This is a genomic window from Vibrio injensis (assembly GCF_001895205.1).
Taxonomy (GTDB): Bacteria; Pseudomonadota; Gammaproteobacteria; order Enterobacterales; family Vibrionaceae; genus Vibrio; species Vibrio injensis.
This window is the reverse complement of sequence record NZ_BDJF01000032.1, coordinates 108,994-131,833: the sequence shown is the minus strand read 5'-3', so window position 1 is coordinate 131,833 and position 22,840 is coordinate 108,994. Positions and strand designations below refer to the sequence as shown.

The following is a 22,840-nucleotide window of genomic DNA, read 5'->3' as shown; positions in this document are numbered from 1 at the left end:
TTTTAAGGATGAGAGGACAAGGCGTGAAGCGTTTACAGCTTGGTATTATCGGTATCTTTGCCACCGTGTTTGCTTGGTTTGTGTCAGCCGAAAGTACGGTTGTTACTGGTGATGATATTAACCATCCTCGTCCGATCATCGCTCTTGTTTTAGCGGGTGGCGGTGCGAAAGGCGCGGCCCATATGGGAGTGCTTAAGGCACTCGAAGAGATGAAAATACCGGTTGATATTGTTCTTGGTACCAGTATGGGCGCCTATGTTGCCGGTCTTTACGCCACCGGAATGGACGCCGAAGAAATAGAAGGTGTCATTTATAGCGTTAACTGGCAATCGGGCTATCGAGATCGGGTCAGCCGTAGTCAGCGTCGAGTGCGTGATAAAGAGTACGAAGACCGTTATCAATTAACCACTGATTTAGGGTTTGGTTGGGATGGTATTCGTGCACCGCGTGGCGTGGTTCAAGGGCAAAGTATGCTGCGTATTTTGCGTGAAACCTCAGGAAATATTGCTAAATTAGATTCATTTGATGATTTGGTGATTCCGTATCGTGCGGTAGCGACGGATATTATCGAAATGAAGCCTGTGGTATTAGATAAAGGCTACTTAGTCGATGCGATGATGGCCAGTATGTCAGTACCTGGCGCCTTGCCACCTTATGATATTGACGGCCGTTGGTTAGTCGATGGGGGGGTAACCAATAATATGCCGGTCGACATTGCCAAGCAAATGGGGGCTGATGTAGTGATTGCGGTCGATATAAGCTCCGATTATAAACAGCAAGACTCATTCAGCAGCTTTTTAAGTGCCGCCAATCAGTTGTCCAATTACCTTGTACGCCGCACAACAGAGCGTCAAGCTTCTCAACTCAGTGAACAGGATATTTTACTAAGGCCAAACGTTGGGCTGATGGAAACCACCGATTTTTATAAAATGCCCGATGCTTTTATTGAAGGCTATCAGACCGCACTAGAGCATCAGCAACAATTGCAAGTGCTTGCTTTAAGTAGTGCTCAATATCAAAACTATGTTGATGGTAAAGCAGAGCGTCGTCGAAAGCTGCACTATGGCGATCAGCTAACGGTCGATAACATCGCGATTCGTAACCACTCTCATTACAGTGACTTATTGTTAAAAAATAGGCTGAACTTAGCGCAAGATACAACATTAAGTACCGAAGAAATTGAAGCAAGCGTTGATCGGCTCTATGCCTTAGACCGATTTAAACTGGTCCGCTATCAATATGAACAGGTTGAAGAAAAAAATCATTTACTGATTGATGTTTACGAAAAAGGTTGGGGGCCTAATTACTTAAATTTCCGCTTTTTTTTAGAGGATGATTTTAGCACCACCAGTCAATACTCGTTAGGTGCGTCTTTGAATTTTACCGATCTGGGTTCTCATGGCGCTGAGTTAGCACTGAATATGGATTTAGGGACAGATAAACAATTAGAAGCCGAATTCTATTCACCGCTGTTCTCCAGTCAAAAGACCTTTGCTTCGTTTACTGCGCGTTATCGAGATGATAATCGCCAAGCTCCTCTCGATGATCTGTTTGAAAATACCGGATTGTCCGCGACGCGCAACTATGTTCCGATTTCTTATCGAACGTTAATGGGGGAAGCCGCGCTTGGCTATCAACAAACCTTGTGGCGTCAATTAAGAGTAGGCGCGCGTTATGTTGATGGACAAGTTCAGCCATCGACGGCGCCAGATTATGGCAATGGCAAGTTTACTCGCCAAGGTGTATTTGTTAATTATCGTATTGATTCATTAGATAATTTTAGTTTGCCTCGTGAAGGAAATTACATCGATCTTGAATATTTTATTTCGCATGATGATGTGAATGATCTGGTCGACCAAAGCAATAATAGTTCTGATACGGTATACGATATTTCAGCTAAATTGATGTCAGCGAAAAGTATCGGTCGGCACACCGTGGTTGCCAATTTAGATTATGGAGAAGTGCGGAGTAAAAATTCAATTACTCCCGTTGAACCTAAAACCATTGGTGGTTTTTTGAACTTATCGGGTATTCCGCGCAAAAGTTTGCTGGGACAGAATAAAATATTCACCAGTTTAGTCTATCGTTATCGTTGGTTTGATAATGATTTTGGCTTATTTAACGCGCCATTTTATTTAGGAGCATCAATTGAGTATGGGGGCGTGTGGTCGGATCCTGATTTAAAAATTGATACCGCACCTAAATATGTCGCGGGGTCAGTTTTTGCGGGTATTGATTCGCCGATTGGTCCCGTGATGTTTGGTTATGGACGAACCGAGCAAAATTACGATTCATTTTATCTCATTATTGGCACGACATTTTAATGCGGCCCAGCGGTAAGTTGTTATGATGCACGTTGATCTGATCTAGTGAGTAACTTTCATCTTAACTTGCTATGTTGGTCAACATGATGAGATTTTAATTTATCGTTAATTTTGCTATTCTATTGTCCACAGTTTGGCCTCTAGGGCACGGTTTCTCAATCATACTTGAATGAAAACATGAGCAATGGAGAGCCAAGTTTCCAAGGATGTTCACTCACCTTTTAATAATAACTGGGGTGAACCGCAATGAGAGGAAAAAGTCGTGCTTGAAGCCTACCGTAAACACGTCGCAGAGCGTGCCGCTGAAGGAGTTGTACCCAAACCTTTAGACGCTGAGCAAGTTTCTGGACTTGTTGAGTTATTAAAAAATCCCCCCCAAGGTGAAGATGCCTTCATCCTGGATTTACTTGAAAATCGAATTCCTCCTGGTGTTGATGAAGCGGCTTACGTTAAAGCTGGTTTCTTAACCGCGATCACTAAAGGTGAGGTTTCGTCTCCTCTCGTTAGCCGTGAAAAAGCAGCGCAACTGCTTGGCACCATGCAGGGTGGTTATAATATTGAACCACTGGTGTCTTTATTAGACGATAACGCACTTGCTCCGATAGCCGTTAAGGCGCTTTCACATACCTTATTGATGTTTGATGCTTTCTATGATGTGGAAGAAAAAGCACAAAAAGGCAATACCTTTGCTCAGCAAGTCATGCAATCTTGGGCGGAGGCCGATTGGTTTTTATCCAAGCCAGCCTTAGCTGAAAAAATCACGTTAACCGTCTTTAAAGTCACCGGTGAAACCAATACCGATGATCTATCTCCCGCGCCAGATGCGTGGTCTCGTCCGGATATCCCGGTTCATGCTTTAGCGATGCTGAAAAATGAGCGCGAAGGTATTCAGCCAGACAAACCGGGTAGTATCGGGCCGATAAGCCAAATTGAAGCACTGAAAGAGAAAGGCCACCAGTTGGTTTACGTTGGTGATGTGGTTGGAACGGGATCTTCTCGTAAATCAGCGACCAACTCAGTGTTGTGGTTCATGGGCGATGATATTCCTTTTGTGCCCAATAAACGCGCTGGTGGTTATGTACTTGGTGGTAAAATTGCGCCTATTTTCTTTAATACCATGGAAGATGCGGGCGCTTTACCAATCGAAGTGGATGTCTCCAAACTGCATATGGGTGACGTGATTGACGTTTATCCATATGAAGGCAAAGTCTGCAATCACCAAACGGGTGAAGTACTCGCTACCTTTAAACTAAAAACGGACGTTTTGATAGATGAAGTACGTGCTGGTGGTCGTATTCCATTGATTATCGGCCGAGGATTAACCGATAAAGCGCGTGAGTCTCTAGGTTTGGAGCCGTCAACGGTATTCCGCCGTCCTGTGCCTGTGGCTGAAAGTAACAAAGGCTTCACTTTGGCACAGAAAATGGTTGGTAAGGCGTGTGGCGTAAAAGGGATTAGACCTGGAACGTATTGTGAGCCTCGCATGACCACGGTTGGCTCACAAGATACTACTGGGCCGATGACTCGTGATGAGTTGAAAGATTTGGCTTGTTTGGGTTTTTCTGCCGATTTGGTGATGCAATCTTTCTGTCACACTTCCGCTTACCCGAAACCAGTGGATGTTAATACGCACCATACCCTGCCTGATTTTATTATGAATCGTGGCGGCGTTTCACTGCGTCCAGGAGATGGTGTTATTCACTCTTGGTTAAACCGTATGCTGCTACCTGACACTGTGGGAACGGGGGGAGACTCTCATACTCGCTTCCCATTGGGTATTTCTTTCCCTGCTGGCTCAGGCTTAGTGGCGTTTGCGGCGGCAACAGGAGTGATGCCACTGGATATGCCAGAATCGATTTTGGTCCGTTTTAAAGGTGAAATGCAACCTGGTATCACATTACGCGATCTGGTTCATGCGATTCCTTATTTTGGTATCAAGCAAGGCTTACTCACGGTAGAGAAAGCGGGCAAGATCAACGAGTTTTCCGGCCGTGTGTTAGAAATTGAAGGGGTTGAGCACTTAACGGTTGAGCAGGCCTTCGAACTGTCTGATGCGTCTGCTGAGCGCTCTGCAGCTGGTTGTACGGTTAAGCTATCACAAGCTTCAATTGCCGAGTATCTAAACTCGAATATCACCATGCTTAAGTGGATGATTGCTGAAGGATATGGCGATCGCCGGACGATTGAGCGCCGGATTAAAGCGATGGAAGAGTGGTTAGCGAATCCAGAGCTGATGGAGGCGGATAGCGATGCAGAATATGCTCATGTGATAGAGATTGATTTAGCCGATATCAAAGAGCCGATTCTATGTGCGCCTAACGATCCTGATGATGCTCGTTTGTTGTCTGATTGTGCGGGAACCCCAATTGACGAAGTCTTCATTGGTTCTTGTATGACTAATATCGGCCATTTCCGAGCGGCGGGTAAATTGCTGGAGAAATACAACGGCCAACTGGATACTCGTTTGTGGGTCGCGCCTCCGACTAAAATGGACCGCGATCAGCTCACCGCTGAAGGCTATTATGGTATTTTTGGTCGCGCTGGCGTGCGAATTGAAACACCGGGATGTTCATTGTGTATGGGTAATCAAGCGCGAGTCGCTGATAAATCGACGGTGATGTCCACTTCAACTCGTAACTTCCCGAACCGTTTAGGTACTGGCGCTAATGTTTATTTGGCTTCCGCGGAGTTATCTGCGGTAGGGGCCATATTAGGTCGTATTCCGACCATGACCGAGTATTTGGATTACGCGAAACAGATTGATGCAACGGCAGCGGATACTTATCGCTATTTGAACTTCCACTTAATGCCTCATTACACTAAAAAGGCAGATACGGTGATTATTCAGCAAGCAGTATGATGTAACGTGTCTTAAGTTAATATGATCAATCAAGAGCCACCATTGCGGTGGCTCTTTTTTTATCGCCCTTTAGGCCAAACTTAACGGTTGGTATGCTGCTGGCCAGTTTCCCTTCTATAAATGATTTGATATGTAAATATTGTAAATTGAATAAAAATGAGACTGCTTATCATGTAGCTTTCTGGCAGTTTTATTCTTTAATAGATCAGTCATGTTTTATAAGCACCGTACTTTTCAGCTTTGGGCTCGCCGTTTACACATTTATGTCTCTATGGCGGTATTAGGGCTAATGCTGTTTTTTGCTGTCACGGGGATAACCCTTAATCGGCCGGAGCTATTTGTAGCCAGTCAGTCGAAGACAACCGAATGGCGAGTCACTGTTCCGCAACATTTATTATTCGCTGAAGGTAAGGTTGCCATTAATGAACCCGAATTACGCCAATATCTTTCCCAGCATACGCCGATTCGTGGCCAGATGTCGCGACTCGATATCTATCTAGATTCAGACAATGGTGTCTTACAAGAAGGTGAGGCGAGTGCAAGCTTTACCGCTCCCGGCTACAGCGCTGCGCTGTTTATCGATTTAGTTTCTAGAGAGGCGGAGCTTGATATCAGTGATTATGGTTGGGTAGCTAAATTCAATGATTTACATAAAGGACGTCACAGTGGTGAGTGGTGGAAGTGGGTGATTGATGTCTCTTCACTATTGATGTTGGTGTTTATTTTATCAGGCCTTGCCCTATTACTACCGAAGAAAAGCACACTGCGTTATGCCATACGTTGGTGCAGCTTTGGTACTTTGATCACGTTTGTTATTTATTGGCTGGCAGTGCCGTAAAGCTTGTCTATGCGCCCAGCTATTTTAGGTTGGTTATGATTACTATTTTTGTGGACGACAGAGCATGAAAAAACAGCGAGGGCGTATTTACGCTTGGTTATTAGGGTTTAGTGTACTGAGTGCAAATGTCTTGGCTGCGCCTTTGGGGAAGCTGGATATTGAGTTTGAACTACCAAAACTGGACGTTGGAATGTACGCCAGACCTTATGTCGCGATTTGGATAGAAGACGCTCAAGGTCAGCCTGTACGCACTGTTGCTTTATGGCAAAAAGAAGACACTTGGTTAAAGGATATTCGTCGTTGGTGGCGACAAGTCGGTCGTTACGATCGGGCATTAATTGATGCGGTAACATCTGCGACTCGTCCAGCAGGGCAATACCGTTTGCAATGGGATGGCTTAGATGATCAAGGTCAGCCATTGGTGCAAGGAGAATACTTGTTTTATGCCGAAGTGGTTCGTGAGCATGGTGGTCGAGACGTGGTGCGACAAGCAATGACGCTGCAGGCTCAGCCTAAGCAGTATCAACTTGAGGCCACTTATGAGACTGGCGTGATCCGGCTACGTTATCAGCCTTAATGATCGCCATTTAACCCCCAAGGATAGTCGTTAATAGTATGACGGCTCTTCAACTAAGAGCACTACATAGGAATGAATAAATGATGTTGTATCGCGTATTTTCTACGGCTTTATTAGCGGTAGCGGCCTTAGCGTCAGCGGCTTCGGTCGCCCATCCTCGTTGGGTATTACCGAGCGAGTTTACGGTCTCTTCACAGGACGGCGAATGGATCACTACCGATGCCAGCGCGTCACACGGTACTTTTGTTTTTGATAAGCCGCTAGGATTAGATTCTGGCGTGGTGATCACGCCAAGTGGTCAGCGTGAGCGCTTTGCGTTTGTGGCTAAACATAAGCGTAAGTCGAGTTTCGATTTCTTTTTCTCAGAGCCAGGTACTCATAAAATCAGTCTTACAGGGCAGCCATTTTATATGACCACCTACACCATTGGTGCTCGTCAAACGCCACGACGTATTGCTGCTAATGCCGCAGAGCGTGATGCGGTGTTGCCTGAAGGAGCACAGAATGTGCAAAGTGTTTTAGTCTTTAACCGAACCGAAGCTTACGTGACGGTGAATCAACCATCTAGACAAGTTTTTGAATTAGAAAAGAAATTCTTAGAGTTGGTTCCTGTTACTCATCCAGCAGACATTATTGAAGGCGAAGCGGCCGTTTTGCAGTTTTTCTTTAATGGACAACCCCAAGCAGGTGTTGAAGCGGAAATTCGTCAAGATGGTACTTTATACCGCAATCAGCAAGAAGCGGTAATTTTGACCAGTGACAAGGACGGTAAAATTCAATTCACGCCACATCAAGCGGGTCGTTATTTATTAATTGCCGGTTTTAGCGGTCCTTTGGATGACAATCCACTTGCTGAACAAGCTCGTTCTTCCATCCATTTAACTTTTGAAGCGGTTTTAAAATAAGAGGTATGCAATGAAGTGGCAACAGTGGCTTGTGCTAACGAGTGGTTTATTGACTGGGTTGAGTTGGGCTCATTTTCCAGTCATGGAGTGCCAAAAACAGGCTGATCACATCTTGTGCCAAGCGGGATACAGCGACAGTAGCCCAGCCATCAATGAAACGGTACGTATGTTTGATTATGACGATGTACTGATTGAAATTGGGAAAACCGATCAACGTTCTGAAGTAACGTTTACTATCCCAAACGGTGACTATTACATTGTGTTTGATCCCGGCCATGAAGCGCCTGTTGAGATTGATGGCGTTGAACTTTAACTCTCACTCCTCAACACCATCGACGGTAAGCGTTCAGGTCAAGGCGGATAAGGGCAGTCAAGAGACATGGTGGGTACTAGGCAGCATGCTGCTGATCCTACTGGTTTCGGCACTGTTGTTACGCGGTATGCGGGTAGATGTGACGTCTCAGACCTCGCCGCTCTCTTTTGAGCTGCGAGCTACGGATCTCAATGAAAAGCAAAAAAGTTTGTTGATTGAACTAAGCCTTGCTGAACAAGAGTTGCGTTTTTTTCATCATCTAGAGCGTCAGTGGCCCTCGGTGCAATGGTTAGCAGAAGAGGGCATTGCGCCTTTTGTTCGTGACAGTAGTTGGCATTATTTCGGTGAACATCAATGGCAACTGGTCGCTCAAGGTTATTTGGGATTGGCGCAGGACCCTAGTCAAGTTGGGCATGTATTGATCTGGTATCCAGAAGGCCTTGATGCCGACGCACAAGTCTGGTTTTTTACTCAGCCAATTGTGGGAGAGTTATCAGACTGGTTAGCACTTACTGATTCATCATGGATTCAAGCTGGGTGGAAGCGTTGGCCGCTGTCTGCCTCACTATCGCATTAATAAGAGAAAAATCGTTATGTTATCAAGCCAGATTAGAGCCATCTTTCATAGAACGCTGTTAACGATCTCCTTACTGTTGGCCAGTCACGCGGTTGCGGCAGCTGATAAACTGACCATCGGCATCACGTTACATCCTTACTACAGTTATGTTGCCACGATTGTGCAAGATAGAGCGACCATTTTGCCACTGGTTGATGCGGGTTTTAATCCACACAATTATCAACCGCAACCGGGAGATTTATTGCGTTTACAGCAGATGGATGTCTTGGTGGTCAATGGCATTGGTCATGATGACTATGCGATGAAAGTGCTTGCTGCCGCTCAGCGTTCGGATCTACAGGTTATTTATGCTAATCAACAGGTGCCCTTACTAGCCGCAATGGGCGCGAGTGTTGGCGATGGTGCTAAAAATCCCCATACTTTTGTGGGTATCGCAACCTCGATTCAAAAGGTTTATACCATTGCTCAGGCTTTGGCTCAGCTTGACCCGGATAATGGTGAATTTTATCTCGCCAATGCGCGGCAATTTGCTCGCCAAATGCGTCAAATGAAGCAAGCGGCTATGCAACAATTAATCGATGCTAATGTACAAGCGTTAAAAGTGGCAACCACTCATAACGCCTATAACTATTTACTGCAAGAATTTGGGATTGAAGTCAGCGCAGTGATTGAGCCTGCTCATGGTGTAGAGCCGAGTGCCAGTCAGCTACAAGATACAATCAATAAAATTCGTCATTCAGGAATTAATGTACTGTTTTACGAATTAGAGATGCCGAATCGTTTTGTCGATACCATTGAGCGCGAAACTGGCGTTAAGTTATATCGATTTTCACACATGACTCATGGTCCTTTTACGGCCGATAAAGTGATGAAAGAGATGCAAGACAACACACAGACGTTAGTGCAAGCCATTCATTATGCCAATCAGATGAGCGAGCAAGCCCAATGATGCAGGGGCCTGCTATTCATCTAAACCAATTGAGTTTGGCTTATGCTCATCAACCGGTATTAACCCCGTTTGATCATACTTTTGCCGCCGGTCAGTGCCATATTATTATGGGGCCAAATGGCGGAGGGAAAACCTCTTTACTGCGTTCGATTATGGGCTTAACCCCTTTTCAGGGCCGTGTCACTCTTGAGTGGCCGCTGGGCGCTAAGCAACAAATGGGTTATGTACCTCAAAAAGCCTTATTTGAATCAAGTTTACCGATCAGTGTGATGGATTTTATGCTGCTCAATGTCAGTCGGTTACCGCTGTTTTTACAAGCGCTGTCTCCTTATAGGCGAACGAATCGCGAGCTGGTTTTGAATAGCCTACAGCGGGTTGGTATGGCGAGTCGTGCCCATTTACGTCTTGGCCAATTATCAGGCGGTGAATTGCAACGGGTGATGTTTGCTCAGGCGCTACTCGATAAACCACAACTCTTAATTTTAGATGAGCCGACAACCGGTATGGATGAGCAAGGCGTACAGTATTTAGAGCAGCTGATAGCGGATTTAGTGGCTGAAGGTGTGACGGTATTAGCGGTACATCATGATATTGGCGCGGTTCGGCGTATCTTACAGACCACGCCTGGCCAAGTACATGTCATCAATCGTCAATTGGTGGCCTCGGGACCGGTCGTACAAGTCTTACACCCCGATAATATTGAGCGGCTTTTTGAGTACTACAGTCAGCATGGACATTTGGCTTCCAAACAAGAGCGAGCAGCTTAATGGAGACATTACAACAATGGCTGATCACCGGTGTTGAACGTGGTTGGTTAGCGGAAAGCTTTGCCTACGCCTTTATGCTCAATGCGTTGATTGCTGCGGTAATTTTAGGTCCTTTGCTCGGTGGGTTGGGAACTTTAGTGATAGCGAAACGCTTGGCATTTTTCTCCGAAGCGGTCGGCCATGCAGCGATTACCGGGATAGCTATCGGTATTTTATTGGGTGAAAGTCCTGAATCGCCAATGATTGGCTTGTTCAGCTTCTGCTTAATTTTTGCCTTACTGCTGCATTATGTGCGCAATCGTACCCAAGTACCTTACGATACTTTAGTGGGCGTATTTCTCTCCGCTGCATTAGCGTTAGGCGCGGCGTTACTGATGTACGTAGCGCGAAAAATCAATATTCATCTATTAGAAAACGTGTTGTTTGGGTCGATTTTAACCGTCACTCGGCAAGATATTGTTTTACTGGTTTTGGTGTGTAGCTTGATCATGTTAGTACTGCTGCTCAGTTATAACCGTATCTTACTGGCTTGTTTAAGCCCTGATATCGCGAAAGTACGCGGCTATCTGGTCAACGGTTATGACTACCTGTTTGTCATCATGATAACTCTAGTAACGATAGTTTCGGTCAAAGTCATTGGCGCAATTTTAGTTGGTGCATTGCTGTTGATTCCCGGGGCGACGGCGCGTCTATTAACTCGTAATAATGCCAGCTTTGTCATGTTATCTGCTTGCTTAGCAACCTTAGCTTGCATTGGCGGAACCATTTTACCGGTTGTTTATCAATGGCCTTTACCTTCTGGGGCGGCGATTATTTTACTCTCAACCCTGTTTTTCATCAGCGCCACTTTATGGCGAGTATTAAGACCGAATGGATAATATTATGTACCATCACTGCCGAACCATCATCAGCCAATTGTGGTTGCTATTGTGTAGTTCATTGCTGCTGGTGTCTCTATCAGTACAAGCTCAAGACCGTGTATTAACCTCTTTGCCGGTTACCTATTGGTTAACCAAGCAGCTTGTTACTCAGACGCCAATAGAGGTTGTCTATCTGCCATCCCCCCGCTTTAGCTTACAGCGTCATCAAAGCTGGTTTGATAGTGAGCAGCAAAAGGTCGCCAAGTACGCTAGAGAAGCGACAGCCGTCGTGACTATCCGCTCTATTTGGCCGCAAGACCCGATTTATCCTCAGGTACGTCAATATAACATTCATCTGGTTCCTATTGATGCCGCGCAGGCCTTGACGCCAAGAGCGCCAGCGGTGTCATCATTACGAGATGGACAAGGACAGATCTCGCCGTATGTGTGGCTCAATCCGCTGAATTTAACCACCATGCTGAATAATATTAGCCTCGATTTACAGCAAATTTTCAGCTCACAACAAGCCACTATTCAGACCAATCAGCAGCGCGTGGCGCGTGAACTACAGCAGCAACTTTTTGCCAATCAAGCTCGATTGTTTAATCATGAAGTCGAAAGTGTGGTGTTGTTGGATGAAGCGCTGCTCGATTTTGCTGCAGGGTATAGTTTATCGATCCAAGGGCAGCAATTTAAGCCAGAGCTGGAGTGGGATACGCAAGATCAACAACAGTTAAAACAATGGTTGCAAACGTCATCTGATGTTTGGTTATTAACGACTCGTCCGCCAAGCCCTGCGTTAAAAGGGTTATTGGGCGAATTTTCGCGCTACCTTGTGATCGATCCGTTAAGCCGTTTTGGTCAAGGGTTTAATCACCAACACCCCTGGCAGCGTTGGCAAATTGATCTAGATTAACCCGTATAAGGGCTATCGGCTGTTTTGCTTGTATTTTAGTTAATAATAAATAGAATAATAACAATTCCTATTTGTTATTATTAAGCTCATGCCGACCATTTTAATTGCTGATGATGATCCGATGATGTGCCAACTGCTCGAATCTGTGTTGGTGAATGAAGGCTATCAAGTCATCTGTGCTCATGACGGCGAGCAAGCGTTAACTCAGCTCGCCAATCATCCCTTTGATCTCGTGTTACTCGATGTGATGATGCCTAAACTCAATGGGTTGCAGGCGGCAAGACGTATTTGTCAGCGTTTTTCGACTCCGATTGTGATGATCAGCGCGTTTGCGGATGAAGCGGCAAAAATTGATGGTTATGAAGCCGGAGCGGATCATTATTTAACCAAGCCATTCAGTATTCCTAAACTCCTGACTCTGATCAAAGCGACGTTGCGTCGAGTCGCACTAGAGAAACAGCGCCATACCCATCATTTTGCACTGAATTTTTCTGGACCGCTGTCGGCGCATATTGATACCTTGCGTCGGCTACCGTTTACTCAAACTGAACTGGATCTGGTTACTTATCTGGCGGCTAATCCGCAGAAAGTGATCTCTAAATCTGAGCTCCAACATCAAGTGTTAAAACGAGAACTGTGTCCGTTTGATCGTAATTTAGATATGCATATCAGTAATATACGCCGTAAATTATCGCAAGCTGGATGGCCTAAATCTACCATTCGTACAGCTCGAGGTGTAGGATATCAGTTCGCCAGTGTTCATGCTCAATAAAAGACGGTGGTGTTTTTTTTCAGGAAAAGGCTTTTATCAACGATTAGTTGTGCGTCTTTTTGCCAGTTTAGCACTCAGTGTACTGCTGATTTTGCTCTCTTTTACCGCTGTAGAAATGGTGCTCTACGAGCGTTTCTTAACCCTACCCAATAAAATTCAACGAGAGTTACAGCAATTAAGCACCATTGCCGATCAACAGCGTCAGCTCGGTGCAGAGGCGTTAGCGCAATGGGAGATGTCTCAACCTTATTTGTTGTACGTGATAGACGGTGCTAATCATGTACTGAGTGAGCGAGATATTCATCCCCATGTGCAGATGAAAATGCGCAACGCTCGTCAGCTTAGCGAGCCGATGGGAACTCGAGTCTCAAAGCCGATGATCATTGTGCCGATGACTGAGGGCCATTCATTAATGGTTCAGTTACCATGGCAACAACATCCCGCATCACGAGCTGGGTATTATCTTTGGTCAACAAACCTGTTGCTCAGCTTATTAATTTTAACCTTAATGTCGTGGGTATTAAGCCGTCAATTACAAAGGCCATTGGCGCGTTTACAGTGTGCCAGTCGTGCAGTAGCTCAGGGACTGACAGAGACGCGAGTGTCACAGTCAATTGGCCGAAGTCCGCGAGAGTTTCAACAACTGGCGGCTGATTTCGATAATATGGCTGAGCAGATCCAAGGCTTGATTGAAGAGCAGAAAAAATTGGTTCGCACCCTATCTCATGAGTTAAAAACGCCACTGACTCGGCAAGCTTTAGCCCTGCATTTAGCCAGTCATACAGAGGTGAATGAAGAGCGCAGCCAATGGTTAGTGCGCGCAGAGCAAGAAGCTCAGTTAATGGATTCAATGATTGAGAAAATCCTTGAACTCAGTCGCTTGCAAAGCTGTCATTGTAATGTGGTATTACAACCTCTGGATGTGCAGGCGTATTTAAGTCAGAAAATCGAGCAGTTTCGTCCTCATTTACAACCGACTCAGCAACTACGATTGGTGCCGAGTGGGCAAAATGAATGGATACGGGGCGATCGAGTGTTACTCGGTAGTATTTTGGATAACTTATTGACTAATGCGACTAAATACGCAGGTGAACAGTGTTGTATTACAGTGATGACGGAAAAGCAGGATCGACAAGTTAAGATCATCGTGATGGATGATGGTCCAGGGGTGGCTAAGGAACAATTAGAGGCAATTTTTCGTCCTTTTTATCAAACGGTTTTATCTTCACGTCATGGCTATGGTTTAGGTTTATCTATTGTTCAGCAAGCCGTCGAAAAAATGCATGGTCATGTCAGTGCTGAAAATAACCAAGGTTTAGTTGTCACCCTGAGTTTTCCTGTCTACCTTCCTTCGGTGTCCAACAACAGTCAGCATTAACGCTTTACTCTGAGGGTCGAAAATCAGTAGTTAAGCTACCCAAAGCGATTCGGAATGAGGATGTTAAGAAAAGTTCCCTTCATTAGTGTAAAGAATGTAAAGTAAATACAATTGATAATTATTATTAGTTAGATTCCTTTCGGTGGTAATTCAAGCCCATTTATTCCCAACCAACGTGAAGCCGCAGTTATGCTGCAATCATGATGAGAGCCTCCTTGGACCAAACAATGGGCATTATGCAATAAAGATAAAGGAATAGAACCATGTTGTTAACTCGTAAAACGAGCTTAGCGGTGGCGATTGCCTCGCTGTGTCATTTGCCTGTGTTGGCCCAAGTGGAAAGTAAAGCGGATGAAGTGATGGTCGTCACCGCTTCTGGTTTTGAAAAGAAATTGACTCATGCTCCCGCTACCATCAGTGTGATCTCCCGTGCTGATCTGGAAATGAAGCGTTTTGCTAATCTTGCTGAAGCGCTACAAGATCAAGAAGGGATTGATGTTTTTGGTAATACTGGAAAAACTGGTGGCTTGAACATCAGTATCCGTGGTATGCCGTCTGAATATACGCTGATTTTGATTGATGGTCGCAGACAAAATGTCGCGGGAAATATCACGCCAAATGGCTTTGGTGAGATGTCGGGTGGTGTTATGCCACCGGTTAATGCCATTGAACGAATTGAAATTGTCCGTGGCCCGATGTCAACGCTCTATGGCTCAGATGCGATGGGCGGGGTTATCAATATTATTACCCGTAAAGTGACTGACACTTGGAATACATCGATCACGCAAGATTATACTTGGCAGCAAGAGCGTGAATTTGGTGATACTCATAAAACCAGTTTGCATACCAGTGGTCCGCTGATTGCGGATACGCTAGGTCTAGCCGTTCGCGGTAGTTTTTATAAACGTAATGAATCTAATCTTACTGCTCAGGGAGCGGATGGTCGCGAACTAGACGCTCGTGGGCAAAGCAAAGTCGATAATGAAAACTATACCTTTGGTACTCGTTTTGATTACATTGCGATAGACGATCATAACTTATGGTTCGATATGGACCTATCTCGTCAGAATTACGATAACGGTACCCCAGACAATCGTAAACTGAGCAACAATGATACCGCAACCAATTGGCGCGGTTATGCTGACGAGTTACGCTATGAAAACCGTCAGTTTGCACTCGGTCATACTTCGCAAGTGGATTTAGGGGTATGGGAATCGAGCGTGATGTATAACGTTTCCGAGACCATTGGTCGCACCATTCCGGGGAATCCAAATCGTCCGAGTGGTATCCCTGGTAAGAATGTCAAAGATAAGCGTGAGTTAGAAACCACCAATATTGTCTTTGATACCAAACTTAATACAACCATCGGTGATGATCATTACCTGACAGTGGGAGCACAGTACTGGAATGCATCCATGACAGACGGTATGGTCAGCGAAGATTTCGAACAAAAAACGTGGTCACTGTTTGCCGAAGATGAATGGTTAATCACAGATGCTTTAAGCCTGACTTTAGGTGGACGTTACGATCATCATGATGCTTTTGGTAGCCACTTCAGTCCTCGTGCCTATGCAGTGTACAGTCTGAGCCCGACAATGACAGTCAAAGGTGGTGTGAGTACCGGTTATAAAGCGCCACAAGTTAATGAGTTGCACAGTGGCATTAATGGGATTACCGGGCAAGGGACACAAATTACCATCGGTTCTCCGGATCTAAAACCAGAGACCACTCGCACTACCGAGCTTGGTTTTTACTACAATGGTGAGCAAGGCATTACGACCAATATCACACTATTCCATAACCAGTTTGATGATAAGATCTCAACGGGTACACCATTGTACAACTGTTTCTCATCGACCAATCCGAACCGTCCTGGCTGCGTGAGTTATGGTGATAACTGGACTCAAGATACCTTTAGCCAACAAACTAACGTTGATGAAGCTTACAGTCGTGGTGTGGAATTTGCCTTTGCGATGCCATTACTCGACACCGTGAATTTCTCGATGAACTACACCTTTACCGAAACGGAAATTAAGGAAAAAGGTAAGGTTGCTGGCGAGCTGAGTGATACACCAAAACACAAAGCCAGTGCGAAAGTTAACTGGGCTGCGACTGAGCAAGCCAATGTTTGGTTGGCGGTGAATTATCGTGGCGAGAGCCGTCGTTTTAATGGTTTAGTGGAAGATCTCTCAGCCGCTAATAAGGCGATGTACGATGCGGTAGGTGATATTAAAGCGTATACCCTGTTTGATCTGGGTGGTGCTTATCGGATCAATAAAAACTTCAGTGTTAATGCAACAATCTATAACTTATTTAACCAAGATTTTCGTAAGTTTACCGCTTATGAGTACGATGGTGATACCTACTACGCGAGTCAGTACAGTCATCTTCAACAGTCGACCAAAGGTGCGATTTTAGAAGGACGTCGTTTATGGATCTCGGCTAACTATACTTTCTAATAGTCATATTGAGTGACAAGTCGTGAATAGATAATGCCAGTGATCCTGACGGTCACTGGCATTTTTTCCTTAATATTAGCGGTTATGGTGTGTTGCTAACGGGTTGTTAGTGAGAGCTAAACCAAACACCGCGGCCACATTACGTGCAGTGAGCTCGATATTGTGCGCGGCCTCGGCAAAAGCGGTTGTTAAGTCAACGCAACCTGGTACAACACTGAACACGGCATCCATCCCATGTTGATGCACAACGCCGCAATCGGCAGACAAGCTTCCAGCAATGCCAATTACCGGAACCGAAAAACGTTTGGCGGTTCGCGCGACCCCGATGGGCGTTTTGCCATAAATAGTTTGACTATCAATACGTCCTTCGCCAGTAATCACTAAATCAGCATCTTTGACCATATCACTCAGATTAACGGCTTCCATAACAATCTCAATGCCGGGACTCAGGCTTGCACCAAGTAGGCCAATCAGCGCTGCTCCTAAACCTCCCGCCGCGCCTGCGCCGGGGATATCTTTGACATCGATTGCCAGTTGCGTTTTGATGATCTGCGCGTAATGGGCAAGGTTGGCATCAAGCTGCGCAACCATCTCTGGTGTTGCGCCTTTTTGTGGGCCAAATATCTGCGTTGCCCCTTGTTTACCGCATAAAGGATTATTCACATCACAAGCCACTTGTAGCGTGATGTTAGCTAAGCGTGGGTCGATAGCAGAGGTATCAATGCGAGCCAGTTTAGCCAGTTCTTCACCACCAAAACCTAAATCATCCCCTTGTGCATCAAGCATTTTAACCCCTAATGCTTGCGCCATGCCTAAACCAGCATCGTTAGTGGCGCTGCCACCAATCCCTATGATGATCTGCTCAACCCCGTGATCAAGTGCGGCTTTGATCAGTTCACCGGTGCCATAGCTGGTGGTTTTCATTGGGTTGCGCAGCTCTGGCGCGACAAGGTGTAAACCAGAAGCGGCCGCCATTTCTATCACGGCGGTTTTTCCATCGCCCATCAATCCGTAGAAGCCTTCAACTTGTTCACCTAAAGGACCTGTCACCGAGGCGGTAAAAATAGATCCTCCAGTGGCGTCAATCAGCGATTGAACCGTGCCTTCTCCACCATCAGCCATAGGTAACTTAATGTAATGCGCATCAGGGAAAACCTGTTTGCAGCCATTTTCTATTGCAGTGGCTACCTGCATCGCGGTTAAGCTTTCTTTATAAGAATCGGGAGCAATGACAATTTTCATTATTACACCTTATGGAGAGAGGCTATTCACTAGACTAAACCATTACTAGGTCAATGGAGGGCTTGTGTTTCTTTACTATCGATAATCACAGATAATAACAAGATTATATGTATCCCCAAGTAGCAATTGCAGAGAACCTGATGGACTACGAATTTAAAAAAAATACCCTTGATGGCAGCTATTACTGTTCATTTTCAATGGGCCACGAAATCATTGGCCGCTGGCTGCAAGAAGAGATCAGTCATGACCGTCAAAAGGTCGATTACGTGTTACAAGCCATTCATCAAGCCCAGCAAGCGCCGAGCCAAGAGCAAGTATTAGAAGGGCGTGAAATTAGCTTGATGATCCTAGCCGATGAAGTGACTGTGCAAGCCAATGTGTTGTCGCATGAGGATGAGTTAGACGTCGAGAGTGACTTTGATTTTTATGATTGTGAAAGCACAGCGAGCTGTGGTTTGGATGATTTTATCTTGATGATTGAGCAGTGGTGTGAATTTATTCGCTATCAGCCGACTTCGCTCGGTTAGGTCGAGGCTGACAATATGTTGCACAATATCAGTGAAACGTGAAGCGGTTGCTTCAATAGTGGGAATTAACGCACCTTTATGGTGCGTTTTGCTTATTTAAAGCATCAGCTTTAAGCTTAATTTATTTTATAAACAATAAGTTAAAAAGTTGGCACGTACCTTGGATTGTATGAGTAGGACATGGATGACTGCGATTGAGAGGATACGATGAAACTGATTAACGCGATAATTAAACCTTTTAAACTTGATGATGTACGTGAGGCTTTAGCTGATGTTGGTATTGAAGGGATGACGGTAACGGAAGTTAAAGGTTTTGGACGTCAAAAAGGCCACACAGAGTTGTACCGTGGTGCTGAATACCAAGTGGATTTTTTACCCAAGGTGAAATTAGAAATTGCCACTCAAGCTGATAATGTGGATCGCGTTCTTGAAGCGATCATTAAAGCAGCGCACACCGGGAAAATCGGTGATGGCAAAATTTTTGTTTATGATTTAAGCCACGCGGTTCGCATTCGTACTGGCGAAACCGACAGTGAAGCGCTTTAACATTCAATGGATTGGAGAATATGACTATGGAATTGTCACTGACAGTAACTGAGCTGCGCTATGCACTGGATACGTTCTTTTTATTAATTTCTGGCGCATTAGTGATGTGGATGGCGGCTGGATTTGCCATGTTAGAAGCGGGTTTAGTTCGCTCTAAGAACACCACCGAAATTTTAACGAAAAACTTTGTCTTATACGCGATAGCTTGTACCACCTTTTTGATTGTTGGTTATCACATTATGTATGTGGATAATACGGAAGGTGGCTTATTTCCTTCCTTAGGTGGCTTGATTGGCAGCCAAGAAGAAGGCGCAGATTTTGCCTTACAAGCGGATTTCTTCTTCCAAGTGGTATTTGTCGCCACCGCAATGTCAGTGGTCTCTGGCGCTGTGGCTGAGCGAATGAAGCTGTGGGCATTTTTGATTTTTGCCTTAGTACTGACGGCATTTATTTATCCGGTTTCAGGCTACTGGACATGGGGCGGTGGCTTTTTAGATGCTGCAGGATACAGTGATTTTGCTGGTTCTGGGATTGTCCATATGGCCGGTGCTTCTGCGGCTTTAGCGGGTGTGCTTTTACTTGGTGCTCGTAAAGGTAAATACGGCAAAAATGGTCAAATTTTCCCAATTCCAGGTTCAAACATGCCATTAGCAACCTTAGGTACTTTTATTCTATGGTTTGGCTGGTTTGGTTTTAACGGCGGATCACAATTGATGGTGTCGGACTTTGAAAACGCAACCGCGGTAGCGCAAGTTTTCCTCAATACTAATGCGGCAGCGGCAGCGGGAGCGATTGCAGCGCTACTGGTATGCAAAACTACTTGGGGTAAAGCCGATCTGACCATGATCCTCAATGGTGCATTAGCGGGTTTGGTGGCGATCACTGCCGATCCTCTGTCACCATCGCCCCTCTATTCGGTTGCGATTGGCGCAGTGGCTGGAGTGATAGTGGTGTTTAGTATCGTTGGTTTAGATAAACTTCGCATTGATGATCCGGTCGGTGCTATATCAGTGCACGGTGTGTGTGGTTTGTTTGGTTTGCTGGTGGTGCCTTTAAGTAACCCTGAAGCGACGTTAGCGGCTCAATTATTCGGTGCGGCGGTGATTTTTGCTTGGGTGTTTACGGCTAGCTTAGTGGTGTGGGCTATTCTCAAAGCGACGATTGGTATTCGAGTCTCAGAAGAAGAAGAAATGCAAGGTATGGATATTCATGACTGCGGCGTTGATGCTTACCCTGAATTTGTCACTCTAAAATAGCGATATTGAATCGTTGATCATCCCCTTACTGAAGGCTCAGTAAGGGGATTTTTTATGCCAGTAAACGGCAAGCGTAAGCGATGTTGGTAATAGCGACCGTTTGACCCACAGCAAATTCAGCGTGGCGGTTAGTGATCACCGATAAAGTGAGCTCATCGAGCTGTAGAGTATAAAAATAATCATGACCACGAAACTCACGGCTGAGCACCGTCGCTTGAACCTGTTGCTCGCTTAATTCACGACTGAGTTGAATGTCTTCTGGACGAATGGAAAGGGTGACACTGGTTTCTGATAATCCGGGCAGCGTGATATTACCTAAGCGAGTCTTGACCAGATCACCATCAACATGACCCGTAATTAAATTGGTGTGACCTAAAAACTGGGCAACAAAGGCGTTGATAGGCTGTTGATAGACCTGTTGTGGTGTGCCGATTTGTACTAATTGACCTTGCTGCATCACGCCAATTTTATCGGCGAAGCATAGCGCTTCGGCTTGATCATGAGTGACTAAGATGACCGTTGTTCCTGAGCGTTTAAATAATTGACGCATCTCATTACGTGTGGCTTCACGAAGCGCTGCATCAAGGTTACTAAACGGTTCATCAAGCAATACTAAGTCGGGCTCAGCGGCTAAGGTGCGAGCGAGTGCTACACGTTGCTGCTGACCTCCAGATAACTCGTTGGGATAACGATGAGATAAATGGCTCAGACCCATTAGCTCTAACCAAGGGATAGCTTTTTTAGCGCGTTGGGATTTCGGGGTTGTGCGCATGGCAAACATGATATTTTGTTCCACTGTCATATGTGGAAATAACGCATAATCTTGAAAGACAATACCAATGTTACGCTCTTGCGTCGGTAAGTTGGTCATGTCTTTGCCATGCAGAGCAATTTGCCCTGAGTTCGGCTGCTCAAAGCCAGCCAACATGCGTAATGTCGTGGTTTTTCCGCAGCCACTAGGGCCTAGTAAGGCTAAAATCTCGCCCGCTTGCAGTTGAAAAGAAACATCAGAGACCGCTGGTTGCTCGCCGTCGGTGAACCATTTGCTTAACTGCTGAGCTTCAATTTGGTATTGGCAATCTGGCGCTTTTTCGACTGCTAGCGTGTCTTGCATAGCGTCGATAACAAGTTGATATGAGCTCATTGGGTTCCTTTGATCTTTTCGCGATTTAAAATTAAACCGATCGATAAACTAGAAAATAAAACAATAGCCGCAGCGAAAGGTGCGGCCTCTGCCATCATCCCTTCTGATGTGCGTGAGAATACGGTCACCGCTAAAGTATGATAACCCGTCGGAGCGAGTAAGAAGGTGATTGGTAGTTCTTTCATGCAGAATAAAAACACTAAAGCGATGGACGCTAAAATACCGCGTCTTAAGCGAGGCAGAACCACATAAAAAAAACTAGCGCTGGGACTATAGCCTAAAGATTGTGCTGCTTCTTCGGTATTTTGACGAGTTTGGATTAAGGCGCTGCGAATCGGGCCCATCGCGAGGGCAAGAGTTGCCAAACTCCAAGTTAGAATCAGTAATGCTAAGGTTTGGTATAAGAAAAACGCACTATGCAGAGCAAAAAACACCATGGCTAAAGCTAGGGTTAAAGGTGGTAATGCATAACCGATATAAGCACTGCGTTCCATCATACGTGTTAGTGCCGATGGATAGCGAGTGGCTAAATAGCACAGTGGTAACGCCATCAAGGCGGCCAGTAAAGCAGCTGGCGCAGCAGCAAAGGCAGAGCGAGCAAAAGTAAAAGGGACTTGCATCAGTAAACTGACATCCGGTGGTATCACGATCATCCAATAGCTAAGCATGGCTAATGGTAAGCCGATTGAAGCTGAGAATACTAAGGTAATATAGATCCATGCGGCGGGAGTCCAAGCTCCTAAGGCTAGTAGTTTTGCATGACGTGTGACGCCACTGCCGACACTGGAGAGTCTTTTTTTCTTTAGTAATGAATATTCAATAAATAGGAAGCTACCCGCTAGGGCCAGTAACATCAGTGATAGCCAAGCGGCGTAAATGCGATCAAACGCCCCTGAATATTGGTTGAAAATGGCAAAGCTAAACGCTTCATAGCGCATTAATGCTACCGCGCCAAAATCGCCCAGCACATAAAGAGCCACCACCATATAGCCAGCCAATAGCGCTGGTAGTAAATGCGGTAGCATCACAAAACGAAAGGTGGCCAATCGTGAATAACCAAGGCTGTAGGCGCTCTCTTCTAAGCTACTATCTAGCCCTAGCAGCGCGGCACGTAGGTTTAAAAAAATGTAAGGATAAGTATAGAGCGAGAGTGCCCATACTGCGCCCCAGTAGCCGGAGATATTATTGATTCGAATATCAAATAGATGAGCTAATGCACCCATATTGCCACCGATACCAAGTAGCGCGTAGGCCATCACATAGCCCGGTATAGCTAGCGGAACAATCGCTAGAATGGTTAACAGTTTCTTCCCTGCGATCGAAGTACGGGTAACTAACCACGCCATGGGCAGTGCTAAAAAGGTACAAACGGCGAGTACGCCAAAGGTAAGGGATAATGTATTGAGCAAAAGTTGCCAATTACGGGCTCGAAATACCAATTCAACGAGCTGATCATAATCAGCTTGTGATGCACGCAGAACTAAGTAAAACAGTGGGATGATCATCAATAGCGAGATAAAACCAGCACTGAGCAGTAAATAAAGCGGGGGACGTTGACCAATCGCTCGTATTGAAAAGTCTGGTTGTGATGAAACACTCATAGGAGTTACTACCTGTATTCAGCGTCCTT

20 protein-coding genes are annotated in these 22,840 nt (G+C 45.5%); 17 read left to right on the top strand and 3 right to left on the bottom strand.

The window, feature by feature from the left end:
• Positions 1-8: 8 nt before the first annotated feature.
• From BSR11_RS16430 to BSR11_RS16365, 14 genes are all read left to right on the top strand, one after another.
• Positions 9-2,324: a patatin-like phospholipase family protein gene (locus BSR11_RS16430; RefSeq protein WP_072671407.1), complete on the top strand. Its 2,316-nt coding sequence runs from the start codon at positions 9-11 to the stop codon at positions 2,322-2,324.
• A gap of 262 nt (positions 2,325-2,586) precedes the next feature.
• The gene (gene acnB, locus BSR11_RS16425; RefSeq protein ID WP_072671406.1) at positions 2,587-5,184 is read left to right on the top strand and encodes a bifunctional aconitate hydratase 2/2-methylisocitrate dehydratase; all 2,598 of its coding nucleotides are present in this window, start codon (positions 2,587-2,589) and stop codon (positions 5,182-5,184) included.
• Positions 5,185-5,395: 211 nt separating this feature from the next.
• Positions 5,396-6,022: a PepSY-associated TM helix domain-containing protein gene (locus BSR11_RS16420; RefSeq protein WP_072671405.1), complete on the top strand. Its 627-nt coding sequence runs from the start codon at positions 5,396-5,398 to the stop codon at positions 6,020-6,022.
• 64 nt (positions 6,023-6,086) lie between these two features.
• Entirely contained in the window at positions 6,087-6,599 is a 513-nt protein-coding gene (locus BSR11_RS16415) for a DUF2271 domain-containing protein (protein ID WP_072671404.1), read from the top strand.
• Between the two features lie 83 nt (positions 6,600-6,682).
• Positions 6,683-7,504: a DUF4198 domain-containing protein gene (locus tag BSR11_RS16410; protein WP_072671499.1), complete on the top strand. Its 822-nt coding sequence runs from the start codon at positions 6,683-6,685 to the stop codon at positions 7,502-7,504.
• 10 nt (positions 7,505-7,514) lie between these two features.
• The gene (locus BSR11_RS16405) at positions 7,515-7,817 is read left to right on the top strand and encodes a hypothetical protein (RefSeq protein WP_072671403.1); all 303 of its coding nucleotides are present in this window, start codon (positions 7,515-7,517) and stop codon (positions 7,815-7,817) included.
• Entirely contained in the window at positions 7,801-8,394 is a 594-nt protein-coding gene (locus BSR11_RS16400; protein ID WP_072671402.1) for a DUF6162 family protein, read from the top strand. Before BSR11_RS16405 ends, BSR11_RS16400 begins: the two co-directional genes overlap by 17 nt.
• A 16-nt stretch (positions 8,395-8,410) precedes the next feature.
• On the top strand, positions 8,411-9,343 hold the full coding sequence (locus BSR11_RS16395) for a metal ABC transporter solute-binding protein, Zn/Mn family (protein ID WP_072671401.1): 933 nt from the start codon (positions 8,411-8,413) through the stop codon (positions 9,341-9,343).
• Positions 9,343-10,110, top strand: a complete 768-nt coding sequence (locus BSR11_RS16390; protein WP_072671498.1) for a metal ABC transporter ATP-binding protein — start codon at positions 9,343-9,345, stop codon at positions 10,108-10,110. Before BSR11_RS16395 ends, BSR11_RS16390 begins: the two co-directional genes overlap by 1 nt.
• The gene (locus tag BSR11_RS16385; RefSeq protein WP_072671400.1) at positions 10,110-10,988 is read left to right on the top strand and encodes a metal ABC transporter permease; all 879 of its coding nucleotides are present in this window, start codon (positions 10,110-10,112) and stop codon (positions 10,986-10,988) included. The genes BSR11_RS16390 and BSR11_RS16385 overlap by 1 nt, the downstream gene beginning before the upstream one ends.
• A complete protein-coding gene (locus BSR11_RS16380) occupies positions 10,981-11,886 on the top strand; it encodes a metal ABC transporter solute-binding protein, Zn/Mn family (protein ID WP_240004087.1) in 906 nt (301 codons plus the stop codon). Before BSR11_RS16385 ends, BSR11_RS16380 begins: the two co-directional genes overlap by 8 nt.
• 88 nt (positions 11,887-11,974) lie before the next feature.
• A complete protein-coding gene (locus tag BSR11_RS16375; protein WP_072671398.1) occupies positions 11,975-12,658 on the top strand; it encodes a response regulator transcription factor in 684 nt (227 codons plus the stop codon).
• Between the two features lie 49 nt (positions 12,659-12,707).
• Entirely contained in the window at positions 12,708-14,036 is a 1,329-nt protein-coding gene (locus BSR11_RS16370; RefSeq protein ID WP_240004086.1) for a HAMP domain-containing sensor histidine kinase, read from the top strand.
• 263 nt (positions 14,037-14,299) lie between these two features.
• A complete protein-coding gene (locus BSR11_RS16365; protein WP_072671396.1) occupies positions 14,300-16,495 on the top strand; it encodes a TonB-dependent receptor domain-containing protein in 2,196 nt (731 codons plus the stop codon).
• Positions 16,496-16,570: 75 nt separating this feature from the next.
• Here the strand turns inward: BSR11_RS16365 and BSR11_RS16360 are convergent, their stop codons facing one another.
• Positions 16,571-17,737: a glycerate kinase gene (locus tag BSR11_RS16360; RefSeq protein ID WP_072671395.1), complete on the bottom strand. Its 1,167-nt coding sequence runs from the start codon at positions 17,735-17,737 to the stop codon at positions 16,571-16,573.
• 140 nt (positions 17,738-17,877) lie between these two features.
• On the opposite strand from BSR11_RS16360, the gene BSR11_RS16355 reads away from it, so the two are divergent.
• The 3 genes from BSR11_RS16355 (at position 17,878) to BSR11_RS16345 (ending at position 20,066) form a co-directional block, all read left to right on the top strand.
• Complete coding sequence (locus BSR11_RS16355; protein WP_072671394.1) at positions 17,878-18,264, top strand: YacL family protein; 387 nt, start codon at positions 17,878-17,880, stop codon at positions 18,262-18,264.
• 207 nt (positions 18,265-18,471) lie between these two features.
• On the top strand, positions 18,472-18,810 hold the full coding sequence (glnK, locus tag BSR11_RS16350) for a P-II family nitrogen regulator (protein WP_004394213.1): 339 nt from the start codon (positions 18,472-18,474) through the stop codon (positions 18,808-18,810).
• A gap of 26 nt (positions 18,811-18,836) precedes the next feature.
• On the top strand, positions 18,837-20,066 hold the full coding sequence (locus BSR11_RS16345) for an ammonium transporter (protein ID WP_072671393.1): 1,230 nt from the start codon (positions 18,837-18,839) through the stop codon (positions 20,064-20,066).
• 52 nt (positions 20,067-20,118) lie between these two features.
• Here BSR11_RS16345 and BSR11_RS16340 read toward each other — a convergent pair whose 3' ends face one another.
• Together BSR11_RS16340 and BSR11_RS16335 are read right to left on the bottom strand one after the other, a co-directional pair.
• Positions 20,119-21,210 (bottom strand): ABC transporter ATP-binding protein, encoded by a 1,092-nt coding sequence (locus BSR11_RS16340; protein ID WP_072671392.1) that lies wholly within the window; start codon positions 21,208-21,210, stop codon positions 20,119-20,121.
• Positions 21,207-22,811 carry an ABC transporter permease gene (locus tag BSR11_RS16335; protein WP_072671391.1) on the bottom strand — a complete coding sequence of 535 codons (1,605 nt, stop codon included), beginning with the start codon at positions 22,809-22,811 and terminating at the stop codon, positions 21,207-21,209. Before BSR11_RS16335 ends, BSR11_RS16340 begins: the two co-directional genes overlap by 4 nt.
• Positions 22,812-22,840: the final 29 nt, after the last annotated feature.

What these genes read in the sequence shown, in the direction of transcription:
- BSR11_RS16430 (WP_072671407.1), top strand. Translation starts at nt 9, where the DNA reads ATGAGAGGACAAGGCGTGAAGCGTTTACAGCTTGGTATTATCGGTATC.
- BSR11_RS16420 (WP_072671405.1), top strand. Translation starts at nt 5,396, where the DNA reads ATGTTTTATAAGCACCGTACTTTTCAGCTTTGGGCTCGCCGTTTACAC.
- BSR11_RS16415 (WP_072671404.1), top strand. Translation starts at nt 6,087, where the DNA reads ATGAAAAAACAGCGAGGGCGTATTTACGCTTGGTTATTAGGGTTTAGT.
- BSR11_RS16410 (WP_072671499.1), top strand. Translation starts at nt 6,683, where the DNA reads ATGTTGTATCGCGTATTTTCTACGGCTTTATTAGCGGTAGCGGCCTTA.
- BSR11_RS16405 (WP_072671403.1), top strand. Translation starts at nt 7,515, where the DNA reads ATGAAGTGGCAACAGTGGCTTGTGCTAACGAGTGGTTTATTGACTGGG.
- BSR11_RS16400 (WP_072671402.1), top strand. Translation starts at nt 7,801, where the DNA reads ATGGCGTTGAACTTTAACTCTCACTCCTCAACACCATCGACGGTAAGC.
- BSR11_RS16395 (WP_072671401.1), top strand. Translation starts at nt 8,411, where the DNA reads ATGTTATCAAGCCAGATTAGAGCCATCTTTCATAGAACGCTGTTAACG.
- BSR11_RS16390 (WP_072671498.1), top strand. Translation starts at nt 9,343, where the DNA reads ATGCAGGGGCCTGCTATTCATCTAAACCAATTGAGTTTGGCTTATGCT.
- BSR11_RS16385 (WP_072671400.1), top strand. Translation starts at nt 10,110, where the DNA reads ATGGAGACATTACAACAATGGCTGATCACCGGTGTTGAACGTGGTTGG.
- BSR11_RS16380 (WP_240004087.1), top strand. Translation starts at nt 10,981, where the DNA reads ATGGATAATATTATGTACCATCACTGCCGAACCATCATCAGCCAATTG.
- BSR11_RS16375 (WP_072671398.1), top strand. Translation starts at nt 11,975, where the DNA reads ATGCCGACCATTTTAATTGCTGATGATGATCCGATGATGTGCCAACTG.
- BSR11_RS16365 (WP_072671396.1), top strand. Translation starts at nt 14,300, where the DNA reads ATGTTGTTAACTCGTAAAACGAGCTTAGCGGTGGCGATTGCCTCGCTG.
- BSR11_RS16360 (WP_072671395.1), bottom strand. Translation starts at nt 17,737, where the DNA reads ATGAAAATTGTCATTGCTCCCGATTCTTATAAAGAAAGCTTAACCGCG.
- BSR11_RS16355 (WP_072671394.1), top strand. Translation starts at nt 17,878, where the DNA reads ATGGACTACGAATTTAAAAAAAATACCCTTGATGGCAGCTATTACTGT.
- glnK (WP_004394213.1), top strand. Translation starts at nt 18,472, where the DNA reads ATGAAACTGATTAACGCGATAATTAAACCTTTTAAACTTGATGATGTA.
- BSR11_RS16345 (WP_072671393.1), top strand. Translation starts at nt 18,837, where the DNA reads ATGGAATTGTCACTGACAGTAACTGAGCTGCGCTATGCACTGGATACG.
- BSR11_RS16340 (WP_072671392.1), bottom strand. Translation starts at nt 21,210, where the DNA reads ATGAGCTCATATCAACTTGTTATCGACGCTATGCAAGACACGCTAGCA.
- BSR11_RS16335 (WP_072671391.1), bottom strand. Translation starts at nt 22,811, where the DNA reads ATGAGTGTTTCATCACAACCAGACTTTTCAATACGAGCGATTGGTCAA.